We start from the raw sequence: 19,188 nt of genomic DNA on the forward strand, positions 1-19,188 counted from the left end.
ACTAAAAGAAATGTTACAACGACCAAGAAGAAATCGTAAAAGTGAAGTTATCCGCCAGATGGTGCAGGAAACACATGTTAGCGCGGCTAACCTTATATTCCCGCTGTTTATTGTGGATGGCGAAAACCAGAAAACCGAAGTGGCATCAATGCCGGGCATTTTCAGGTATTCGATAGATAACCTGCTGCGCGAGGTAGAAAGCTGCATGAAACTGGGCCTAAACTCGTTCGACCTGTTCCCTAATATCGACGAAGCATTAAAAGATAAATTCGCTACCGAAAGTCACCGCGATGAGAGCCTTTACCTGCGTGCCATCCGTGCCGTAAAAAAAGAGTTTCCGGAGGCTTGCGTGATAACCGATGTAGCGATGGATCCCTACAGCAGCGATGCGCATGATGGAATTGTTGAGAATGGACAGATCCTGAACGACGAAACTTTAGAGGTATTAGGAAAAATGGCCTTAGCCCACGCCCGTAGCGGTGCCGATATCATTGCCCCGTCAGATATGATGGATGGGCGTGTAGGTTACATCCGCGAAGTATTGGATGATAACGGCTTTACCGGCGTTTCCATTATGTCGTACTCGGCAAAATATGCCAGCGCATTTTATGGTCCGTTTAGGGATGCGTTAAACTCCGCACCAAAATTCGGCGACAAAAAAACTTACCAAATGAACCCGGCCAACCAGCGCGAAGCTTTAATAGAAGCACGTTTGGATGAAGCTGAGGGTGCTGATTTCCTGATGGTGAAACCGGCTTTATCATACCTTGACGTTATTAAACTGATAAAAGATGATACCGAACTGCCGGTTGCAGCCTACAACGTAAGCGGCGAATACGCCATGATAAAAGCCGCCGTACAAAAAGGCTGGTTAAATGAGCAGCGCGCCACTACGGAAGTGCTTACCAGCATCCGCCGTGCTGGTGCCACCGCGATATTGACTTACCATGCTAAAGAAGTGTTGCTGAATAAGTGGTTGTAGGATAGTGACCAGAGATTAGTTATAAAGAGCGTTGTCATCCTGAGCTTGTCGAAGGATCGCGCGTAAAGGCCATGCCCGCTATGCTTCGACAGGCTCAGCATGACCCAAAAGAAAAACAAATGAGCAAACCTGATATAAGCAGAGCAAAATCTGCAGAACTTTACGAGAAAGCGAAAACCTATTTCCCGGGCGGGGTAAACTCACCGGTAAGGGCGTTTAAATCTGTTTACGGCACACCGCTTTTTATTGAAAAAGGCGATGGCAGCCATATATGGGATGCCGACGGTAACGAGTTTATAGATTTTTGCTGCTCATGGGGGCCGCTCATCCTGGGGCATAACCATGCATCGGTGCGTAATAAAGTAACCGAAGTAATGCAAAAAGGCATGTCGTTCGGCGCGCCAACCGCGTTAGAGAATGAACTGGCAGAGCTTATCCTCGGTAACAATAAATTCATCGAAAAAATACGCTTTGTAAGCTCGGGTACCGAAGCGGTGATGTCGGCCATCAGGTTGGCGAGGGGTTACACCAAACGCGATAAGATATTAAAGTTTGAAGGCTGTTATCATGGCCACTCAGATAGCTTACTGGTAAAGGCAGGCTCGGGCCTGGTAACCTTTGGTGAAACCTCATCAGCAGGCGTACCAAAGGCTTTTGCTGATGAAACGATAGTTGTGTCGCTAGATGATAAAAAAGCCCTGCAAGAGGCCTTTGAAGAGTTTAAGGGGCAAATTGCCGCAGTTATCATTGAGCCCGTTCCGGCAAACAACGGGTTGCTTTTGCAAACACAGGATTATTTGAATTTTCTGCGCCAGATCTGTACCGATAACGGCACCATGCTGATCTTTGATGAAGTGATCTCGGGTTTCCGTGTAGGTTTTGAAGGTGCTGCCGCATATTACGGCATCCAGCCGGATATTATTACTTATGGTAAAATTATAGGCGGTGGTTTGCCGGTTGGTGCTTATGGCGCATCGGCAGCGGTAATGGATCATATCTCGCCGGTTGGTTCGGTTTATCAGGCGGGTACATTATCGGGCAATCCGGTAGCTATGGCGGCTGGTATCGCGCAATTAAGCGAATTATTAAAACCCGGCTTTTATGAAGAATTACATGCCAAAACGGCGGGCTTTGTGAAAGATATACAAGACTTTGTTGCAGAGCATGGCTACCAGGTAAAAATATTTACTATTGGCTCTATTTTTTGGTTTGCCTTTACCGACCAGGAAAGTATCACCACCGCCGAACAGATTGACCCGGCAAGCATGCTGAAATTTAAGGAGATGCACCGCGAACTGATCAACAGGGGGGTTTATTTAAGCCCATCTGGCTACGAAGTAGGCTTTATATCGGCTGCTCATACAACAGCTGACTTGGAAACAACAAAAACAGCTATATTTGATAGTCTGGATATTGTATTTGGTAAATAAGTTTGCAGCAAAAGGCATGCAGTTTGCAGACAATAAAATACTATAAGAAATGAGAAAAACACTCGTAATATTCTATGCCATAATTATTTATGCGGTTGCAGAACTGGTATGGTGGGGTTATATGCTGGTGCATCTTAACCCAAGCCGTAAAGGCATGATCATGGGCGAGGGGATGATGTTTGTGATGGTATTTTTAGTGGGCGCATACTTTTTGCACCAATCGCTGAACAAAGAAGCCAAGCTGCAGGAGCAGAAAAAAAACTTCCTGCTTTCGGTAACACACGAACTGAAATCGCCCCTGGCATCTATCAAAATATTGCTTCAAACCATCCAGAAGCGCGATCTTACAAAAGCACAGATCCTGAACTTTATTGATAAATCGCTGCTGGATGTGGAGCGTTTGGATGATATGGTTGAGAATATGCTACTGGCATCAAAAATTGATAACCGCTCATATACCTTCCCTAAGGCTAAATTTAATATGTCGGTATTGGTTGATAGCATTGTTAACCGCCTGCAAATAAGCAAGTGCGATTGCAACCAGCAGATCATCAACGCCGAGATTGAACCTAAAATTGAAATAACGGGCGATAAGTTCGCGTTAACATCGGTAGTTACCAATTTGGTGGAGAATGCTGTGAAATATTCAAGCCCCTGCGAAACCGTTAACGTGAAGCTGTTTGAGAAGGACGGGAAAGTTTACTTTCAGGTGGCAGACCATGGCATAGGTATTGCAGATAGTGAGAAGCCCCGTATTTTTGACAAATTTTACCGTGTAGGCAGTGAAGATACACGTAATACAAAAGGGACCGGCTTAGGCTTATACATTGTAAAAGAAGTATTAGATAAACACCAGGCCAGCATAAAAGTTAAAGATAACCGCCCTGCCGGTAGCGTATTTGAAGTAGTATTTGCATTAACCTAAACAATTAGAGACCATGCCTAACAAAAAAAGAATTTTATTAGCCGAAGACGAAGACCATTTGTTAGAGGCCATCAAGTTAAACCTGGAGCTGGAAGGCTATAAGGTATCAACAGCAAACAACGGTAAAAAAGCCCTTCAGATCTTTAAAGAAGAGCGTTTTAACCTGGTGATATTAGACGTAATGATGCCCGAGATTGACGGCTTTGTAGTTGCAGAAACCATCAGGTTGGAAAACTCCGAGGTGCCTATCATGTTCCTGACAGCTAAAAACACAAACGAAGATAAAATATCGGGCCTTAAAAAAGGTGCTGACGATTACCTGACTAAACCTTTTAACCTGGAAGAACTAATACTGCGTGTTAACAACCTGGTAAAACGCAGCCTTAAAGGTGAAGATCTTAAAGAGTTTAACAGCTATAAAATCGGCGATAAAACCATCCATTTCAACTCGTTTGAGTTAGTGAACGGCGATGAAAGCATTACCCCGCTTACCAAAAAAGAGACCATGCTGCTGAAATTGCTGATAGAGCGCCGCAACGAGGCCGTATCACGCGAGCAGATCCTGGAAACTGTTTGGAATTACGATGTGTACCCATCAACCCGTACTATCGATAACTTTATATTAACCTTCCGTAAGTATTTTGAACCTGATCCCAAAAACCCGGTTTATTTTCACTCTATCCGCGGCGTAGGCTATAAATTTACAGACAACCAGCACTAATACATGTTTACAAACAGGGCACGAATATTAGTAGCCGGGCTTTTTGTAATTATGCTGGCCGTTAGCCTTCAAATGAAGGTTTATGAGCTGGCAGGTTTGGCTGTAATGTTTATTGCCCTGCTTATATGGGGGTATTTTAAGCAAAATACCATTGTATTGGCAGCTAAGGCGTTTCATTTAAAAGATTATGATAAAGCCGAAAGCCTTTTAAAACAGGTGCCAAACCCCGAATGGCTAAGTAAAAAACGACGCGGGTTTTACGAGTTTATATACGGCGGCGTATGCCTGCAAAAGCGAGACTATGCCGAAGCCGAACAGCATTACGAATTAGCTGCATTATACCCGCTGCGTACCGCTAACGACCATGTAGCGGCATTGGTACATGTAGCCAACATAAGTATCCGCAATGGTAACTTTGATAAAGCTTCGGCCTACCTGCAGCTAACCGATAAACATAAAGACAACATAACTGCCAAAATGAAGGATGTGATCCAAAAGGTTGAGCAGGAATTAAAAAAACACAAAAAATAGAATTAAGATGTGAGAATCAAGAATCAAGAAAAACCGATCGGCTCTTGATTCTTATCTCTTGACTCTCAAAGAAAGCATGAAAGATTCGTTATTTATAAACGCCGCATTTTCAGAGAAAACAGAACGTCCACCCGTATGGATGATGCGCCAGGCAGGCCGTTTTATGCCCGAGTATTGGGAGATCAAAAACAAATACTCGTTCCTGGAGATGTGCAAAACACCCGAACTGGCTGCCGATGTTACCATGCTACCGGTTGATCTTTTGGGTATTGACGCCGCAATTTTATTCTCAGACATTTTAGTTACCGGTGAAGCCATGGGTGGCGATTTAAGCTTTACCCAGGGTGTGGGCCCTAAGTTTGCCAACCCGGTACGCACACAGGCTGATATTGATAACCTGCAAACTAACGTAGGCGACAGGCTGCAGTACGTTGCTGATGCTGTAAAAGTTATTCAGCAGCGCCTTAACGGCAGCATCCCCTTGATAGGTTTTGCAGGCGCACCGTTCACGGTAATGAGTTATCTGGTTGAAGGCGGATCGTCAAAAGATTTTAAGCTGACCAAACTGATGCTGCACAACCATCCGGAAATGGCGCATCAGTTATTATCAAAAATTGCAACGGTTACGGCCGATTACCTGAACCTGCAAATTGCTGCCGGTGTTAACGCCGTACAGATCTTTGATAGCTGGGCGCAGGCGCTGTCATGGGATGATTATACCGAATTTTCGCATCGTTATATTGTTGAGATCATTAGCAAACTCAACAGGAAGGATATCCCGGTGATATCTTTCTGCAAAGGCAGCTCGGTGTTTGCACCGCTCATGGCCGAAGCCAAACCGGATGTAATATCTATCGACTGGAATGTTGACCTGTTGGATATCAAGAACCGTTTACCAAAAGGTATTGCCGTACAGGGTAACCTCGATCCGCATATTTTATATGCAGATAAAGCTGTTATTAAAGACCGCATCCACCGCTTGTTCGAGCGTATGCGCGGCGAGAACGGTTTCATCTTCAACCTGGGCCACGGCATTATGCCCGATATCCCGTTTGATAACGTGAAATACGCGGTTGAAGTAATAAAAGAGTTTAAGTACTAAAGAAGGGTGTCACCCTGAGCCTGTCGAAGGGCGAGCGGAGGCCTTTGCCCGCGTGCTTCGACAGGCTCAGCATGACACACGCACATACAGGAAATTCAAATGTACCAATACGTTTTAGCCATACATATCATATTTGTAGTCTGTTGGATGGCGGGGCTATTTTATATTGTGCGCCTGTTTATTTACCACCGCGAGGCACAGGATAAACCCGAGCCTGCACGCACCATCCTTTCCGATCAATTTGAGATCATTGAGAAGAAGCTGTGGTGGATAATAGCCACCCCAAGCATGTATTTTGTGATTGCGGCGGGGGCAACCATGCTCCACCTTAACCCCGCCTTGTGGAAAATGCCCTGGCTGCATGTAAAGCTCACTTTTGTAATAGGGCTTATCATTTACCATTTCATCTGCCAAAAAATAATGAAACAGATGGCTAAAGGGGTATTTAAATGGACTTCCATCCAACTCCGTTTGTGGAACGAACTGGCTACCATTATCCTCTTCGCTATCGTATTCCTGGTGGTGCTTAAAAGCGCTCTTAACTGGATCTTCGGGGTAATTGGGATCATCCTTTTCAGCCTCATCATCATGTCGGCGGTGAAGATCTATAAATACTTTAGGGAAAAGAAATAGAGTGAAAATTCAGCGATTTGTAACGTCTTTTTCGACCTTTACTCGCCTTTTTTCGACTTTCATTCGCCCTGTTTAGGCCTTTGAAGTTCCGCTATAAGCCAAATTATGCAACAGTCTTATTTATTTGTGCATGCCATATTGTCATAGCCTTTAATTTTCTTTACCAGGAAATCTTCCCACATTTCATCAATAATCATAAGTAAACATTTTACTTTTTAAAGGCAGTTCATTGATGAACTTTTTTTGACCGCGTACCGGGCGAACAAAATTTATTTTATAACCCATGCAACCAAATGGTACTCCTTTACATCTAACTGTTAAATGATGTTTTTGGAACCTAAAACTACTATCGATCATCTGGTGCAGTGCTGCAAGGCCGGGCAACGTAAGGCGCAGGAGTTGCTGTATAAGCAGTTCGCCTCAAAAATGCTGGGGGTTTGTATGCGCTACGCTACCGATAAGATGGAAGCGGAGGATATGTTGCAGAACGGATTTATAAAAGTGTTTCAAAAAATAGCCGATTACAGGGGCGATGGTTCTTTTGAAGGTTGGGTAAGGCGTATTATGGTGCATAGCTCTATTGAGTATTACCGCCGCCACCACAAAATGATGCAGGTAGTTGATATTGATACCGCCGGGCACGAGCCGTCGGTTAACGCAGCTGCCAGCAGCAGCTTAGAAGCAAAAGACCTGCTTATAATGATCAAGGCCTTGTCGCCGGGATACCGGATGGTGTTTAACCTGTACGCCATTGATGGCTACTCGCACAAGGAGATTGCCGAAATAATGGGTATCAGCGAGGGCGCTTCAAAGTCGCAGTTATCGAGGGCTCGGGCTATTTTAAAGGAACAGGTAATGAAAATGGATAATAAAAGATATGGATATGCAGGATAAAGAAATTGACCAACTATTCAGGTCTGAGTTTGATGATTTTGAGGTGGAACCCTCCGCTGCGGTTTGGGTTGGTGTAGCATCGCAACTGGATAAGAAAAAGCGATCGTTAAAAACTAACCTGTCTGTAGCTGCAAGTTTACTGGTTTTATTATCTGCCGGTTTGTACTTTGTATCGCAAACAAAAGATAATACAAACGCACCCGTACAAGTGGCCGTGGTTAAAACAGAAAAACCCGCAAAAGCCGCTACGCCGGATATAGCATCGCCAAAAATAGTACGGCCGCAAATAGAGAAAGTTACAGCGTTGAATGCAAGCACAACATACCGTAAGCAAAAAACAAGAAGGGTTAAACAACAACATGTTTTACCTGTTACCCCCCTATTGAAAGTGGAAGAGCCTGAACAACAATTGGCACAGGCAAGTCACAAATCAACAGAGAGTATAAAATTTACTGTGCCCGATAAAAATACGCCGATAATCGAAAAAATAGATGCACCCGAGGATATGCCTTTTAAAACAAATACCTTAGCAGCGCAGTCGGTAACGGTGCCTAAAACAATGGCTGTGGTGGCTGCAAAAAAGCACCGTATCCGCAGCCTTGGCGACCTGATAAACGTTGTGGTAAGCAAGGTTGATAAGCGCAAGGATAAGCTGATAGAGTTTTCGAGCACGAAAGATGAGGACGAATCAATAGTATCGGGCCTTAACCTTGGGTTCATCAAAATAAAAAAAGAAGATAAATAGTATAAATTTGCCCTATATATGAAACGCCTGATCTTTACAACTATAATATGCCTTGCAGCAACAGTTGTGTTTGCGCAAACAGATAGTGTTAAAACCACTACCACTACTGATAGTACTAAAACCCGCCATACAAGAATTCGCCTCGGTTTTGGTGATGATGTGTCGCAGGTGAGGATTAACGATACAACTGATTATCCTGCCACAAAAGCTCCCGGGTTTTCATTTGGGATAACCTTAACCCGGTTTGATATCGGGTTGACAACCTTAAATGATAATGGCAGCTTTAACCTGTCGCCGGCCAACCAGTTTTTAAGCTACCGCTCATGGAGAAGCAGCAACATTGGTTTTGACGTAATTCAACTTGGGTACCGTTTCAACAGCTCATTCAGGATCTACACCTCTGGTGGGTTCGATTGGACAAACCTTCGCCTGCGCCAAAGCATCACCATCCTGCGCGACCAGACCCCGTTAAGTTACAGGCAGGATGATATTAAATATGATAAAAACCGCCTTTCGGCAACCTATGTGCGTGTGCCCGTAGCGTTTGATTTCCGCACCCGCGATGACGAAGATGGCCGCAGGTTCCACTTTGTGGCCGCTGCCGAAATGGGGGTGCTGATAAGCAGCAGCATAAAACAGGAAAGCAAAGAAAACGGCGACTTTAAACTGGGCGGTAATTACAACTTTGCCAAATTCAGGTACGGCGCATCATTGCGTGTAGGTTATGGTGCAATAGGCGTGTTTGGTAAATACTATTTCAATAATATGTTTGAGAATAGCCCCGCCCAGGATGGCCTGCGCAACTTCTCGTTCGGGATGAGCGTTGGGTGGTAAACCGGGATTAAGGGATTAAACGGATTGGTATGATTACGCGGCGCGGTTCTATGATCCGGTGATATCATCATTGATAAAGCTATTAAATCAATGTTATAATAATTTGTATTAATGAGTAAGAACGTCAAAATTTTAATATTTTTTATACTTTTTTTAATATGTTCTGTAATATTAAAAATTGGCTATGACAATAAGGAAAATAATGCTTTAAAGAAATCTGTTATTGTTGTAGCTAATGTTAGTAGTATAGAACCGACGAGGAACTATACTGTAGTAAATATTAAATATTTATACAACAGTAAAGTTTTAAATGGTTTTTTTACTACAAGTAATAACGATCTATTAGATAGTTTAAAGAAATGCCCTCCTATATTGATACGAGTTTCAAAGCTAGATCCAGTAAACTATTTACAGTTTATTAAAATTAATCAGTAACTTCTTAACTAATGGCGGTTTCTAAAGCATCCTAAAACAGCGAAATCTTATAGCTTGCTATTCAAAATCCTAAAAATCCGCTAAATCTGCGTAATCCGGTTATCTTTAGCCGTTGTTGGTGTTGTCACCAACAACCTTTAGGCAGGTATTAAACAAGCATGGCGGCTTGTTGGTGACAACACCAACAAGGGCGCAATTAAATATTCCTAATGAAACACATAAGGTAGGGAATTGATATGGCACAAATGGAATTTTACTTTAATGATGATGATAGGAAAGAGTTATTTAATTTCATTCAACTTAAAGGTGGAAAGTTTATTCCAGATGTTGGATATGAAACGGATAATTATATTATAATAGCAGATTGCGAGGAGTTTATGCATTATCAAAGGAGTGAGACTACTCATTTCTTTTTAATAGATGCCAAATATTCTTTAGAACCTTTACAGATAAATAGAAATAAATATATTGACAAACCGGCATATTTCATAGATCAGCGTATAGGTGGTCCCTATATTGATTTTTCTTTTTATCGTGGTTATTCCGATGATGCGGTTATTCCATTTATGAAATCCTTGATCGAAATGTACCCTAAATTCATTCATTTTGATAGTAGTCAGGAGTTTAAAGCAACCATTGAATTAAAAGGATACTATAATGAGATCATGCTTTACATTAAAAATAAATGTAACCTTATACTAATTGGAAAGAAAAAATATTGGATTAGTATTAATGTACAGAAAGAAATTGGCCAGGATTAAATCAGTTTTTTCAACATTAAAAGCTTTCCCCCTTCCGGTCTAAGTTTAGCATAGCGTAACTTAGACCTAAAATGAGTTAAGCTTCAGCTTACGCAAGCAGAATACTTGCTTTGCTTTAGGATGAAGTTGAAACCTTGGACCAGGCGGGGGGAGCTCGGCCAGTAAAGATAGAATATCTCAAAACCACATTTGCGCCTGACGGTAGCATAGTACGTGACACCAAAACTATGAGAACACGAACAGACATTTTAAACGACTTAATAAGGTTTCAAACACAACTTGACAGAGTTCAAAACGAACTATCCCAATATACATGGGATGTCGAGGCCCCGTTAGTTATAATGCGCAAATCGGATTTTGTCAGTATCGTGCAACGTTTTTTGGATGGGGTACTCTCTACTGATGACTTAGAAAATTGGGCAAATGCTATCGAAAGCCGTGACGATATAGGGTTTGAAAATAACGAACTAAGTGAATTCATTTTCGACTTAGCTAACCCTGTAATAAATGGAGAAATCACCAAAGAACTTGTAATAAAAATGATTGACTGAAAGGATGATCGGTTCGTGAAGATAAATATGTTTTAATCCCGTTATATTTTCAAATTAGAGAGTTGCTATTCAAAATCTTAAAAATCTGTTAAATCTGCTTATGGCGAAGCCTTCTTGAACACCAAAATATAACAATTGTGAAAAATCCCGGTTATCTTTGCAGCAATGGCAGGTGTACCTTTTTTACAGGCAAATTCAGTAAGCAGATCATACGGCGGGGCAGAAGCTTCGGGGGTTAAGCAAATTTCTCTTGATATTGTTCCCGGGAAAATAACCGCCATAATAGGCGAAAGCGGCAGTGGTAAAAGTACTTTGCTGCGTTTATTATATGGGCTTTTATCGCCTGATACCGGCACTGTAAGTTTTAAAGGCAAACGTATTTGGGGGCCCGAAGAAAAGCTGATACCCGGCCACGATGCCATGAAAATAGTAACCCAGCATACCGACGACCTTAACCTTTTTGCACGTGTGTGGGATAATGTATCGGGCATGCTACCCAGTACCAACGTAAAGCTTAAGGAAGAAAAAACCGAGCAGGTACTTACCCAGCTTAATATGATGCAACTGGCCTATAAGCGCGTTGCCGACCTGAGCGGTGGCGAGAAACAGCGTGTTGCCATAGCCCGCGCCATTATTACCCGCCCCGAAGTGCTTTTGCTCGACGAACCCTTTAACCAGGTTGATACATCATTCAGAGAGGGCCTGCAGCACGATATCAGGCAGATTGTAAAGGAAACCGGCCTTACAGTGGTAATGGTATCGCACGACCCGGCAGAGGTGCTCTCTATGGCCGATGAACTGATTGTGTTAAAACATGGCGAAATAGTAGAAACAGGTAGCCCCAAATCATTATATCGAACCCCGCTTAACTTATACACTGCCGAATTGCTGACCAACTGCAACGTGCTGAATGCCGAAGAGGCCAAAGCATGTGGTATTACTGCCGAAAAAGAATATGTGGTGATTTATCCGGAGTGGATCCGCCTGAACAATATCCTTAAAACCAGTAAATGGACGGTAAAAGAAGTATTGTTTAAAGGTTTTTATGAAGACCTGATACTGGAAAATAACGGGGCTATACTGCGTGTGGTAAACGATGAAAGCGGAAAGTATGCCGAAGGTGATATAGCAGGCCTTAAAATAAAAAAATGGCTGGAGTATTAACCCCGGCCATTTCTGTATATAAATTCCTGTAATTTTTAGCTTATCTGGAAAGACGACAGTTGCACAAACTGTTGTACACGTGCCGCAATCTCTTCTTGTGACAGGTTTTTGATCTTTTCTGTACCAAACTTCTCTACACAGAATGATGCCAGTGCCGAACCAAATATGATAGCGTTTTTCATGTTGTTGAAATTAACGGTACCAACCTTAGCCATATAGCCAATAAAGCCACCTGCAAAAGTATCTCCTGCGCCGGTTGGGTCAAATACCTCGGCAAGGGGAAGGGCAGGGGCAGAGAAGATATGGTCTTCATGGAATAACAACGCACCGTGCTCACCTTTTTTAATGATCAGGTATTTTGGGCCCATGGTCAGGATTTTCTTGGCGGCCTTAACCAGCGAGTACTCGCCTGATAGCTGGCGTGCCTCGGCATCGTTAATGGTTAAAACGTCAATCAATTTAATGGTATCCAGTAAATCGTCCATAGCAATGTCCATCCAGAAGTTCATGGTGTCCATTACAATCAGCTTAGGACGGTTTTTAAGGCGTTTAATCACCGTTTGCTGTACCTGTGGGGTAAGATTACCCAGCATAAGGTATTGGCAGTCCTGGTAAGCCTCAGGGATAATAGGGTCAAAGTCGGCCAGTACATTAAGTTCGGTAACCAAAGTATCGCGGCTGTTCATATCATTATGATACTTGCCACTCCAAAAGAATGATTTTTCGCCCTGTTTTATCTGCAGGCCTTCAGTATCGATATTGTGGTTGTTAAAGTCCTTAATATCCTCCTGCGGAAAATCGTCGCCCACTACAGCCACTATTTTTATCTTGTCATAAAAGTACGAAGCAGCCAAACTTGCGTAGGTTGCGGCCCCTCCAACAATTTTATCTGTCTTCCCAAAGGGGGTTTCAATTGCGTCAAACGCCACAGTACCAATAACTAACAAACTCATGTAAAATATTTTTTAATTTTTTTTGTGCAAATATTGTGAAATTACCTCAGAAATCATACTTTTGCACCACTCCAAACCGGAAAACACTCCTGAGTAGCTCAGCTGGTTAGAGCATCTGACTGTTAATCAGAGGGTCCCTGGTTCGAGTCCAGGCTCAGGAGCAAAGCCCCCACACGTCCGTGGGGGCTTTTATTTCTAAAAAATGGCCTCTTTGATGCAACAGACGCATATTTTCATTTTATAAGATGAAAATTCTCTCCTTCTAAACAATCATCGGCTATTGCTTCAATATTTCAATTTCGCATCAATTTTTGTTGAATTTCACGAATGACTGCCACAAATGTGCGACAGAATTTTCGTGGTTAAATTATTGAGTTATGGCCACTTTAAGCGCTAAAGTTTTTAAGCACCACAAAAAAGCAGATGGTACTTACAATGTTAAAATTTACATCTATCACAATTCCGTTCGATCCTATATGGATACGGAGCACTACGTCACTGACAAACAACTAAAGAAAGATTTGCAGATTAAAGACACGTTTTTGCTTTCAATACTTAACAGGACATTGGACGATTACAGAAAGACAATTAGTGATCTTGGGCCACGCCTTGATCTATTAGATGCACATTCGTTAAAAGATTATCTTCAAAAAAAAGAAGACGGAATTAACTTCCTTGGATTTTGCCAAATTCATATTGACCAATTAAAAGCAAACGGCCAGGTAAAGAGTGCTGCGAATTATAATACGCTCCGAAATCACTTGGTAGATTTTTTTGAAAGTGACCGATTTCAGATATCTGACATATCTGTTCCTGTCATAAAAGCATTTGTTCGTTTTCTAAGCTCCAAAAGAAAGGTAATTCGAACAAACCAATTCGGCAGACCATATGAATTTGAGGCCAAAGGCGCTGCCGCTAGTAGCATATCTAATTATTTAAGAGATTTTAGCGGGTTCTTTACCGCAGCGATCCATTATTATAACAAGCCTGCATTAGGCTATACCCCAATTTCATACAATCCTTTTTTGGAACTCAGGTCAGTAGACAGGCCTGAAACCAAAAAAAGGAATATAGATGTTGAACAAATTATCAAAATCAGAGATTGTCGACCGGAGGAAAGCAGCCGTGCAGAACTCGCGCGAGACATGTTTATGCTATCATTCTATCTTTGTGGAATTAATGCGGTAGATATTTATCAAGGAAGCTACACCATTAACGATGGTAGGCTGGAATACAACAGGTCTAAAACTAAGGGGAAGAGAAAAGATCATGCGTTCATAAGTATCAACATCCCTGCTGAGGCAATGCCTTTGATTTTGAAATATAATGGTAAACTCTCTAAACGTTATGCTACGATAACGAACTTTAATAAAGCACTAAGCAAAGGCATGAAAGTTATTTGTGGTTTAACCGGCTTATCGGAAGTCACCTTTTATTGGGCTCGGCATTCTTTTGGCAACTTAGCCCGTAATAAATGCCGTAAATCCAAAGATGACGTGGCGCTGGCGCTTAATCACGTAGATCAAGGTCGAAAAACGACCGACATCTATTTGGAAAAGGACTGGAGTATAGTGGACGAAGTACAAGCCGCGGTTATTAACCTGCTTAGGATACAAGCATTTCCAGTAAAAGATGAACGGATCGGTATAAGAATCACTATTTTCAAAGACATTAGATTACCTCAATTGGTATGATAGCTGCTGATTCGACTGTAATTAAATTTTAAAGGGACAAGTGATCCAAATTTGACTCGCAAATCGAATAGGTCTCATTGACAAGGAAACTCATTCTTACTAAATGGTAAGAATGAGTTTTAGTACCGATGAACCGTCTTACAGAACCAAGCGACTTTGTTATAGTCCTGAAATTAATTTCACTAGCAGCCGCAGCACCACTTATTCACCGCTTCAATAATTCAATGGTTGTTAGGCGTGTGCCGCTACCCATACTTCACCATCTTCAAAAGTCTCTTTTTTCCAGATCGGTACGGTTTGTTTGAGCGTGTCTATAATATAGCGGCAGGCCTGAAAAGCGGCATCCCGGTGTGCAGCCGCTACGGCGATAATTACAGCTATCTCGCCAACATGTAATCTCCCGGTACGGTGATCGATCAATATTTTTTGAAGCGGCCATTTTTCAAAAGCCTGTTCGGCTATTTTTTTCATTTCTTTTAAAGCCATGACTTCATAAGTCTCAAACTCCAAGGCTAGTACCCGTTTACCTTGAAGCATCGCGAACGGTGCCGATAAAAACATCAATTCCGCCAGACTGCGGCGACATAACCCAATCAATACAATCAGATACATTTAAGCTTGAAAAAGAAATCTCTATTGGTGTAGTCAAAATAAATTGGTTATCCACCGCTGACGGGGGGAATTATTGCTATTTCATCTTGTTGATGCACCGTGTCGCCATCAAGTGCGTATTCGTTGTTTATAGCCACCATGTAGGATGCCAGTTGTTTAAGGCGAGGGTACTCCCTTTCTAACAGATATTTTAAGTTGTAGACAGTTGCATCATTAGTTAATTGCAAACTTATGGTAGAGGATCCGAAAATTTCTTTAGCGATACCAAAAGCCAGCAAATTGATTTCCATAATCAAAATTAAAGCAATTAGATCATAATCGAGTTAATTATTAAAATAAACAAGAAAACGCAGGCCGGGTTGCCTATGCTTAAAAGCTGGTTGGTTGAAATATGAAACTTTTGTAGCCCATGAGATTCAATTCATGTATTTTTGTAGTAGTGTCGTTACGCCATTTTGAATTTCAATCGAACGAAGCTGGAAGTGATAGCTTTTAATAGTGCGCACTACTTTCACTTGATGAATACTTTCACGAATAATTTTTCTTATGTATGAGGTTCTTTTAAATCATCTTTCTCGTTATATCCGTCTAGACGATTTGGAACGTGAAATCTTAGTTTCCAAACTTAGGTACAAAAAAGTATCGAAAAAAAGTTACTTATTGAGGCAGGGGCAAACATGCACGGGTAATTTTTTTGTCCTTTCGGGTTGCTTTCGGTTGTTTACAATCACAGCAAACGGTACTGAACAGATTTTGCAATTTGGCATTTCAGGCTGGTGGATATGCGATAATCACAGTTTTGAAAATAACTTACCGTCTGAGTACTATATTCAGGCCGTTGAGGATTCAGAAATTGCGATCATCAGTAAATCTGTCTATGAGGATTTATTTGAGAAGATTCCACTTTTAAACAAGTACTTCAGACTTATGATGCAGCGAGCCTATGCCGCGTCCCTCAAAAAGATTGAATTGCTATTATGCACATCTGCAGAAGAACGGTTTAACCAATTTACTAACGATTTTCCTGACTTTGTTCAGCGTATTCCTCAATATATGCTGGCTTCATTTTTGGGATTTACACCTGAATTTTTGAGTATGCTTCGAGCGAAAATAAAGCATACGGCCGATACAAATTAGGCTAAAATGATTAAAAGCTGTTCCATAACGCTTAAAGTCAGCAAAATAAGACCGAAATAGTGATGCGGATAAATCTGTGAACAAAATTTTATTGCTCAATTTATCCCGGTGATGGTTTGTCATTTTGTATTATGGTCTTTCACGCATAGCTTTGCACCATTTTCGTGTTAGTTACACGTAAATATTAATTATAATTAGTAATAACATCTATGTGCGCAAAAAAACAAGACCTGATACATGACACCAGCCATATTACCTACGAATCATTATTAGCAGGTAATAAAAAGTTTATTGAAAAGGCAATTGACGGAGATCCTGACTTTTTCAGTAAACTCGCCAACGGACAAAAGCCACCAATTTTATGGATAGGCTGTGCTGATAGCCGTGTACCTGCCAATCAAAAACCAACACCCAACCGGGTGAAATATTTGTTCATCGCAACATTGCCAATATGGTGATACATTCGGATATGAGCATGTTATCGGTATTAGATTACTCAGTAAATGTCTTAAATGTGAAACACGTTATTGTTACCGGGCACTATGGATGCGGAGGTATTATAGCAGCTATGAGTAACCAACAGTTTGGATTAATAGACAACTGGCTATGCCATATCAAGGATGTTTATCGTTTATATGCCGACCAGCTTGACGCGATTAAGAACGAAAAAGAGCGTGCTAATAAGCTGGTGGAATACAATGTAATTGAAAATGTTTACAACCTGTGCAAGACATCCATTGTACAAAACGCCTGGCAAAACGGCCAGGAGTTAGGAGTACACGGTTGGGTTTACAGTCTTGAAACCGGCATTATTACCGATATGAACGTTAGCGCTTATGATAATACTAATATGGGAAAGGTGTTTAAATTCAAGTAGGTCAAAGAATTAAGATAGCTGAGGCTAGCAAAACAATATTACAAAAGAGCCGATAATTATGAATTCTCGGCTCTTGATTTTTGTATATCTATTATTAATCTAAAGTTGGCATTTGGTGAGTACTTACGGCGATTCTATTCCACGCATTAATCACAACAATTGACACTATGGTTTGAGCGAGCCGTTCTTCTCCTAATAATTTAAAAGCAAGGTTGTAGGTCTCATCTGAAACACCCTTAACTGAGATATGGGTGATTTCCTCTGCTAAAGCCAAAACAGCGCGTTCTGTCTCATTGAAAAATGGCGTTTCTCTCCAGGCGCTTAATGCATAAATTCTTTGTTCAGTTTCGCCCATCTTCCTTGCATCTTTAGTGTGTAGATTTATGCAAAAGCCACAGCCGTTTATCTGGGATACTCTAATCTTTATAAGTTCCTTTAAAGACGGCTCAATTTGGGTCTGACTTAAATACTTTTCAAGACCAAACATGGCGTCGTACGCTTTTGGTTCAACTTGCTTGATGATTATTCTTTTATTCATGTTTTTTAAATTTGTTCAAATTTATCCTCGATACTATGTAGAATAATTAAACTACTTTAAGAAATGCTACCGGTATGGCTCCGGTAAATAGCACTTGATTATTTGCATGAATTTTTGAAGAAAATATTATCAACAACGTTGCAAAAAGAAGCCGCGGTTAAAAACCGCGGCACGTTCCCGAAACATCATATCATAGCACCACATGAGTGCCTTTGTTAAGATAAAAATATTGCTACTTCTTCTCAGGAATGATAAAAGGCTTTCCTTTATCCCCAATAAAAATTGCAAGTAATTTAGCTGGTTTGTCCTTGCTCAAATTACGTGTTAATGCATGTAACTTATTAGGTTCTTCATAGAAGGCGTCACCGGCTTTATAAATATGAGTTTTACCGTTGAAGGTAGATTCAAATTCACCTTCGATAACATAAGCAAATGTAGGTATCGGATGGCGGTGCCCTGGCGAGGTCTCGCCCGGTTGGATGGTTACCACAATCATTTTAACCTCCTGATTTTTCAAGGAGGCCGTATTTAACAGTTTAGTAAGAATTATTTTAGGCGGCGTTTTTGTAACACCGTCTTTACCCTGAGCCTTTGCCGAAGTAATAAAAAGTCCGGTGATAATGAGAATGATTAATGCTGTTTTTTTCATGATTTTATTTTTATTGGAATTGAGCGATGATGGATTAGAAATTTTGGGTTGATTGAATTTTGTTTATAGTCGATTTGATATGATCATTTGCTTCAGCTATTGATTTTTGCAGGTTTTCGTCGCCAAATAGTTCACCATTGATGGTTATTTCCTCCACCTCGAAGATTCCCATCATTTTAAGGACGGCTCGCAAATAAGTTGTTTGAAAATTTACCTTTTCATTATAGCCATTAGGCTCATACCCTTGCGCACCTCTCGAAATAAGCAGAAACAGCTTTTTATTTTTTAACTGACCTATGTAGGGGTCCAGCAGGTTATCATGGTTTAACACCCAAGTTTCGTTTACTCTTAATACCTGGTCAAAGTAAGCTTTCAAAGAGCTCGTAATCGAGTAATTATACATTGGAGCACCGATTATTATTATATCAGAATCCTTTAGTTCCTGTATGTACTCATCACTTTTACGCAGCGCTTCTTTTTCTTCAGAGGATCGCTGTTCAGCGGGTTTAAACGCTCCCGCAATCCAGTGTTCGCAAACATGAGGCACTGGCTGCAGACCGATGTCGCGATAAATTATTTTACAATCAGGGAATTTAGTTTTCCATTGTTCTGCAAAGGTGTCCGTAAGTCTACGGGTATGTGATCTTATTGTTCTTGGACTGGAATTAATAACTAATAAATTTTTCATTGCCTATTTTTCATACAAAACTAACCAGGCAGAGAACCTTAAAAATTAAAGTAGTTTAAGAAATTATTTCACGAATTTTCAGAGCCTTAGCATGTAATTTTTGCAAATATGCGCTGAGTCAAAAACAGACAGCCCCTTTTAAGCGAAGTCTTAGATATATGCAAATCAGATAAAATTAGCCCCTAATTCAGCATCATATCATACCTTCTTTCCACCAACATTTTATCAAATGCACTTGAGTGCTTTTCTTCCGTTAATATGAAACCATATTGGGTATACAATGCTATTGCAGAATGTTGTTCATTAGTAGTCCATAAGTAGGCTTTTTTATA

23 protein-coding genes and 1 tRNA gene are annotated in these 19,188 nt (G+C 41.1%); 18 read left to right on the forward strand and 6 right to left on the reverse strand.

Annotated features, from left to right (window positions below; translation table 11 throughout):
- Positions 1-10: 10 nt before the first annotated feature.
- From hemB to WC615_RS05865, 13 genes are all read left to right on the forward strand, one after another.
- A complete protein-coding gene (gene hemB / locus WC615_RS05805; protein WP_372977178.1) occupies positions 11-982 on the forward strand; it encodes a porphobilinogen synthase in 972 nt (323 codons plus the stop codon).
- A 119-nt stretch (positions 983-1,101) separates the two neighbouring features.
- The gene (gene hemL / locus WC615_RS05810) at positions 1,102-2,412 is read left to right on the forward strand and encodes a glutamate-1-semialdehyde 2,1-aminomutase (RefSeq protein ID WP_372977179.1); all 1,311 of its coding nucleotides are present in this window, start codon (positions 1,102-1,104) and stop codon (positions 2,410-2,412) included.
- A 49-nt stretch (positions 2,413-2,461) separates the two neighbouring features.
- A complete protein-coding gene (locus WC615_RS05815; RefSeq protein ID WP_372977180.1) occupies positions 2,462-3,337 on the forward strand; it encodes a sensor histidine kinase in 876 nt (291 codons plus the stop codon).
- Between the two features lie 13 nt (positions 3,338-3,350).
- Positions 3,351-4,058, forward strand: a complete 708-nt coding sequence (locus tag WC615_RS05820) for a response regulator transcription factor (protein WP_067060523.1) — start codon at positions 3,351-3,353, stop codon at positions 4,056-4,058.
- Between the two features lie 3 nt (positions 4,059-4,061).
- Complete coding sequence (locus WC615_RS05825) at positions 4,062-4,589, forward strand: tetratricopeptide repeat protein (RefSeq protein ID WP_372977181.1); 528 nt, start codon at positions 4,062-4,064, stop codon at positions 4,587-4,589.
- Between the two features lie 76 nt (positions 4,590-4,665).
- On the forward strand, positions 4,666-5,691 hold the full coding sequence (gene hemE / locus WC615_RS05830; protein ID WP_372977182.1) for a uroporphyrinogen decarboxylase: 1,026 nt from the start codon (positions 4,666-4,668) through the stop codon (positions 5,689-5,691).
- Positions 5,692-5,790: 99 nt separating this feature from the next.
- Positions 5,791-6,324: a protoporphyrinogen oxidase HemJ gene (gene hemJ / locus WC615_RS05835; RefSeq protein ID WP_372977183.1), complete on the forward strand. Its 534-nt coding sequence runs from the start codon at positions 5,791-5,793 to the stop codon at positions 6,322-6,324.
- Positions 6,325-6,645: 321 nt separating this feature from the next.
- A complete protein-coding gene (locus WC615_RS05840) occupies positions 6,646-7,218 on the forward strand; it encodes an RNA polymerase sigma factor (RefSeq protein WP_372977184.1) in 573 nt (190 codons plus the stop codon).
- Positions 7,208-7,963 (forward strand): hypothetical protein, encoded by a 756-nt coding sequence (locus tag WC615_RS05845; RefSeq protein ID WP_372977185.1) that lies wholly within the window; start codon positions 7,208-7,210, stop codon positions 7,961-7,963. Before WC615_RS05840 ends, WC615_RS05845 begins: the two co-directional genes overlap by 11 nt.
- Before the next feature lie 18 nt (positions 7,964-7,981).
- Entirely contained in the window at positions 7,982-8,797 is an 816-nt protein-coding gene (locus tag WC615_RS05850) for an outer membrane beta-barrel protein (RefSeq protein WP_372977186.1), read from the forward strand.
- Between the two features lie 671 nt (positions 8,798-9,468).
- Positions 9,469-9,993 (forward strand): hypothetical protein, encoded by a 525-nt coding sequence (locus WC615_RS05855; RefSeq protein WP_372977187.1) that lies wholly within the window; start codon positions 9,469-9,471, stop codon positions 9,991-9,993.
- Positions 9,994-10,220: 227 nt separating this feature from the next.
- Positions 10,221-10,544, forward strand: a complete 324-nt coding sequence (locus tag WC615_RS05860) for a hypothetical protein (protein WP_372977188.1) — start codon at positions 10,221-10,223, stop codon at positions 10,542-10,544.
- Between the two features lie 165 nt (positions 10,545-10,709).
- Positions 10,710-11,708 carry an ABC transporter ATP-binding protein gene (locus WC615_RS05865; RefSeq protein WP_372977189.1) on the forward strand — a complete coding sequence of 333 codons (999 nt, stop codon included), beginning with the start codon at positions 10,710-10,712 and terminating at the stop codon, positions 11,706-11,708.
- 35 nt (positions 11,709-11,743) lie between these two features.
- On the opposite strand, the gene WC615_RS05870 is transcribed toward WC615_RS05865, so the two are convergent.
- The gene (locus tag WC615_RS05870) at positions 11,744-12,661 is read right to left on the reverse strand and encodes a PfkB family carbohydrate kinase (RefSeq protein WP_372977190.1); all 918 of its coding nucleotides are present in this window, start codon (positions 12,659-12,661) and stop codon (positions 11,744-11,746) included.
- An 87-nt stretch (positions 12,662-12,748) separates the two neighbouring features.
- Here WC615_RS05870 and WC615_RS05875 point away from each other — a divergent pair.
- Both WC615_RS05875 and WC615_RS05880 read left to right on the forward strand, forming a co-directional pair.
- Positions 12,749-12,822: transfer RNA gene (locus WC615_RS05875), tRNA-Asn, on the forward strand.
- Positions 12,823-13,038: 216 nt separating this feature from the next.
- Positions 13,039-14,355, forward strand: coding sequence for a phage integrase SAM-like domain-containing protein (locus tag WC615_RS05880; protein ID WP_372977191.1), 1,317 nt, complete (start codon positions 13,039-13,041; stop codon positions 14,353-14,355).
- A gap of 231 nt (positions 14,356-14,586) precedes the next feature.
- Here WC615_RS05880 and WC615_RS05885 read toward each other — a convergent pair whose 3' ends face one another.
- Together WC615_RS05885 and WC615_RS05890 are read right to left on the reverse strand one after the other, a co-directional pair.
- Entirely contained in the window at positions 14,587-14,967 is a 381-nt protein-coding gene (locus WC615_RS05885; RefSeq protein WP_372977192.1) for a molybdenum cofactor biosynthesis protein MoaE, read from the reverse strand.
- A 47-nt stretch (positions 14,968-15,014) separates the two neighbouring features.
- Entirely contained in the window at positions 15,015-15,257 is a 243-nt protein-coding gene (locus WC615_RS05890) for a MoaD/ThiS family protein (protein ID WP_372977193.1), read from the reverse strand.
- 256 nt (positions 15,258-15,513) lie between these two features.
- On the opposite strand from WC615_RS05890, the gene WC615_RS05895 reads away from it, so the two are divergent.
- From WC615_RS05895 to WC615_RS05905, 3 genes are all read left to right on the forward strand, one after another.
- A complete protein-coding gene (locus WC615_RS05895) occupies positions 15,514-16,104 on the forward strand; it encodes a Crp/Fnr family transcriptional regulator (RefSeq protein ID WP_372977194.1) in 591 nt (196 codons plus the stop codon).
- Between the two features lie 209 nt (positions 16,105-16,313).
- Positions 16,314-16,562: a hypothetical protein gene (locus tag WC615_RS05900; RefSeq protein WP_372977195.1), complete on the forward strand. Its 249-nt coding sequence runs from the start codon at positions 16,314-16,316 to the stop codon at positions 16,560-16,562.
- Positions 16,556-16,981: a carbonic anhydrase gene (locus tag WC615_RS05905; RefSeq protein ID WP_372977196.1), complete on the forward strand. Its 426-nt coding sequence runs from the start codon at positions 16,556-16,558 to the stop codon at positions 16,979-16,981. Before WC615_RS05900 ends, WC615_RS05905 begins: the two co-directional genes overlap by 7 nt.
- A 94-nt stretch (positions 16,982-17,075) precedes the next feature.
- Here the strand turns inward: WC615_RS05905 and WC615_RS05910 are convergent, their stop codons facing one another.
- The 3 genes from WC615_RS05910 to WC615_RS05920 form a co-directional block, all read right to left on the reverse strand.
- Positions 17,076-17,519: a carboxymuconolactone decarboxylase family protein gene (locus WC615_RS05910; protein WP_372977197.1), complete on the reverse strand. Its 444-nt coding sequence runs from the start codon at positions 17,517-17,519 to the stop codon at positions 17,076-17,078.
- 232 nt (positions 17,520-17,751) lie between these two features.
- Positions 17,752-18,168: a cupin domain-containing protein gene (locus WC615_RS05915; protein ID WP_372977198.1), complete on the reverse strand. Its 417-nt coding sequence runs from the start codon at positions 18,166-18,168 to the stop codon at positions 17,752-17,754.
- Between the two features lie 34 nt (positions 18,169-18,202).
- Positions 18,203-18,856 carry an FMN-dependent NADH-azoreductase gene (locus WC615_RS05920; protein ID WP_372977199.1) on the reverse strand — a complete coding sequence of 218 codons (654 nt, stop codon included), beginning with the start codon at positions 18,854-18,856 and terminating at the stop codon, positions 18,203-18,205.
- Between the last annotated feature and the right edge of the window lie 332 nt (positions 18,857-19,188).

The organism is Mucilaginibacter sp., from assembly GCF_041663085.1.
Taxonomy (GTDB): Bacteria; Bacteroidota; Bacteroidia; order Sphingobacteriales; family Sphingobacteriaceae; genus Mucilaginibacter.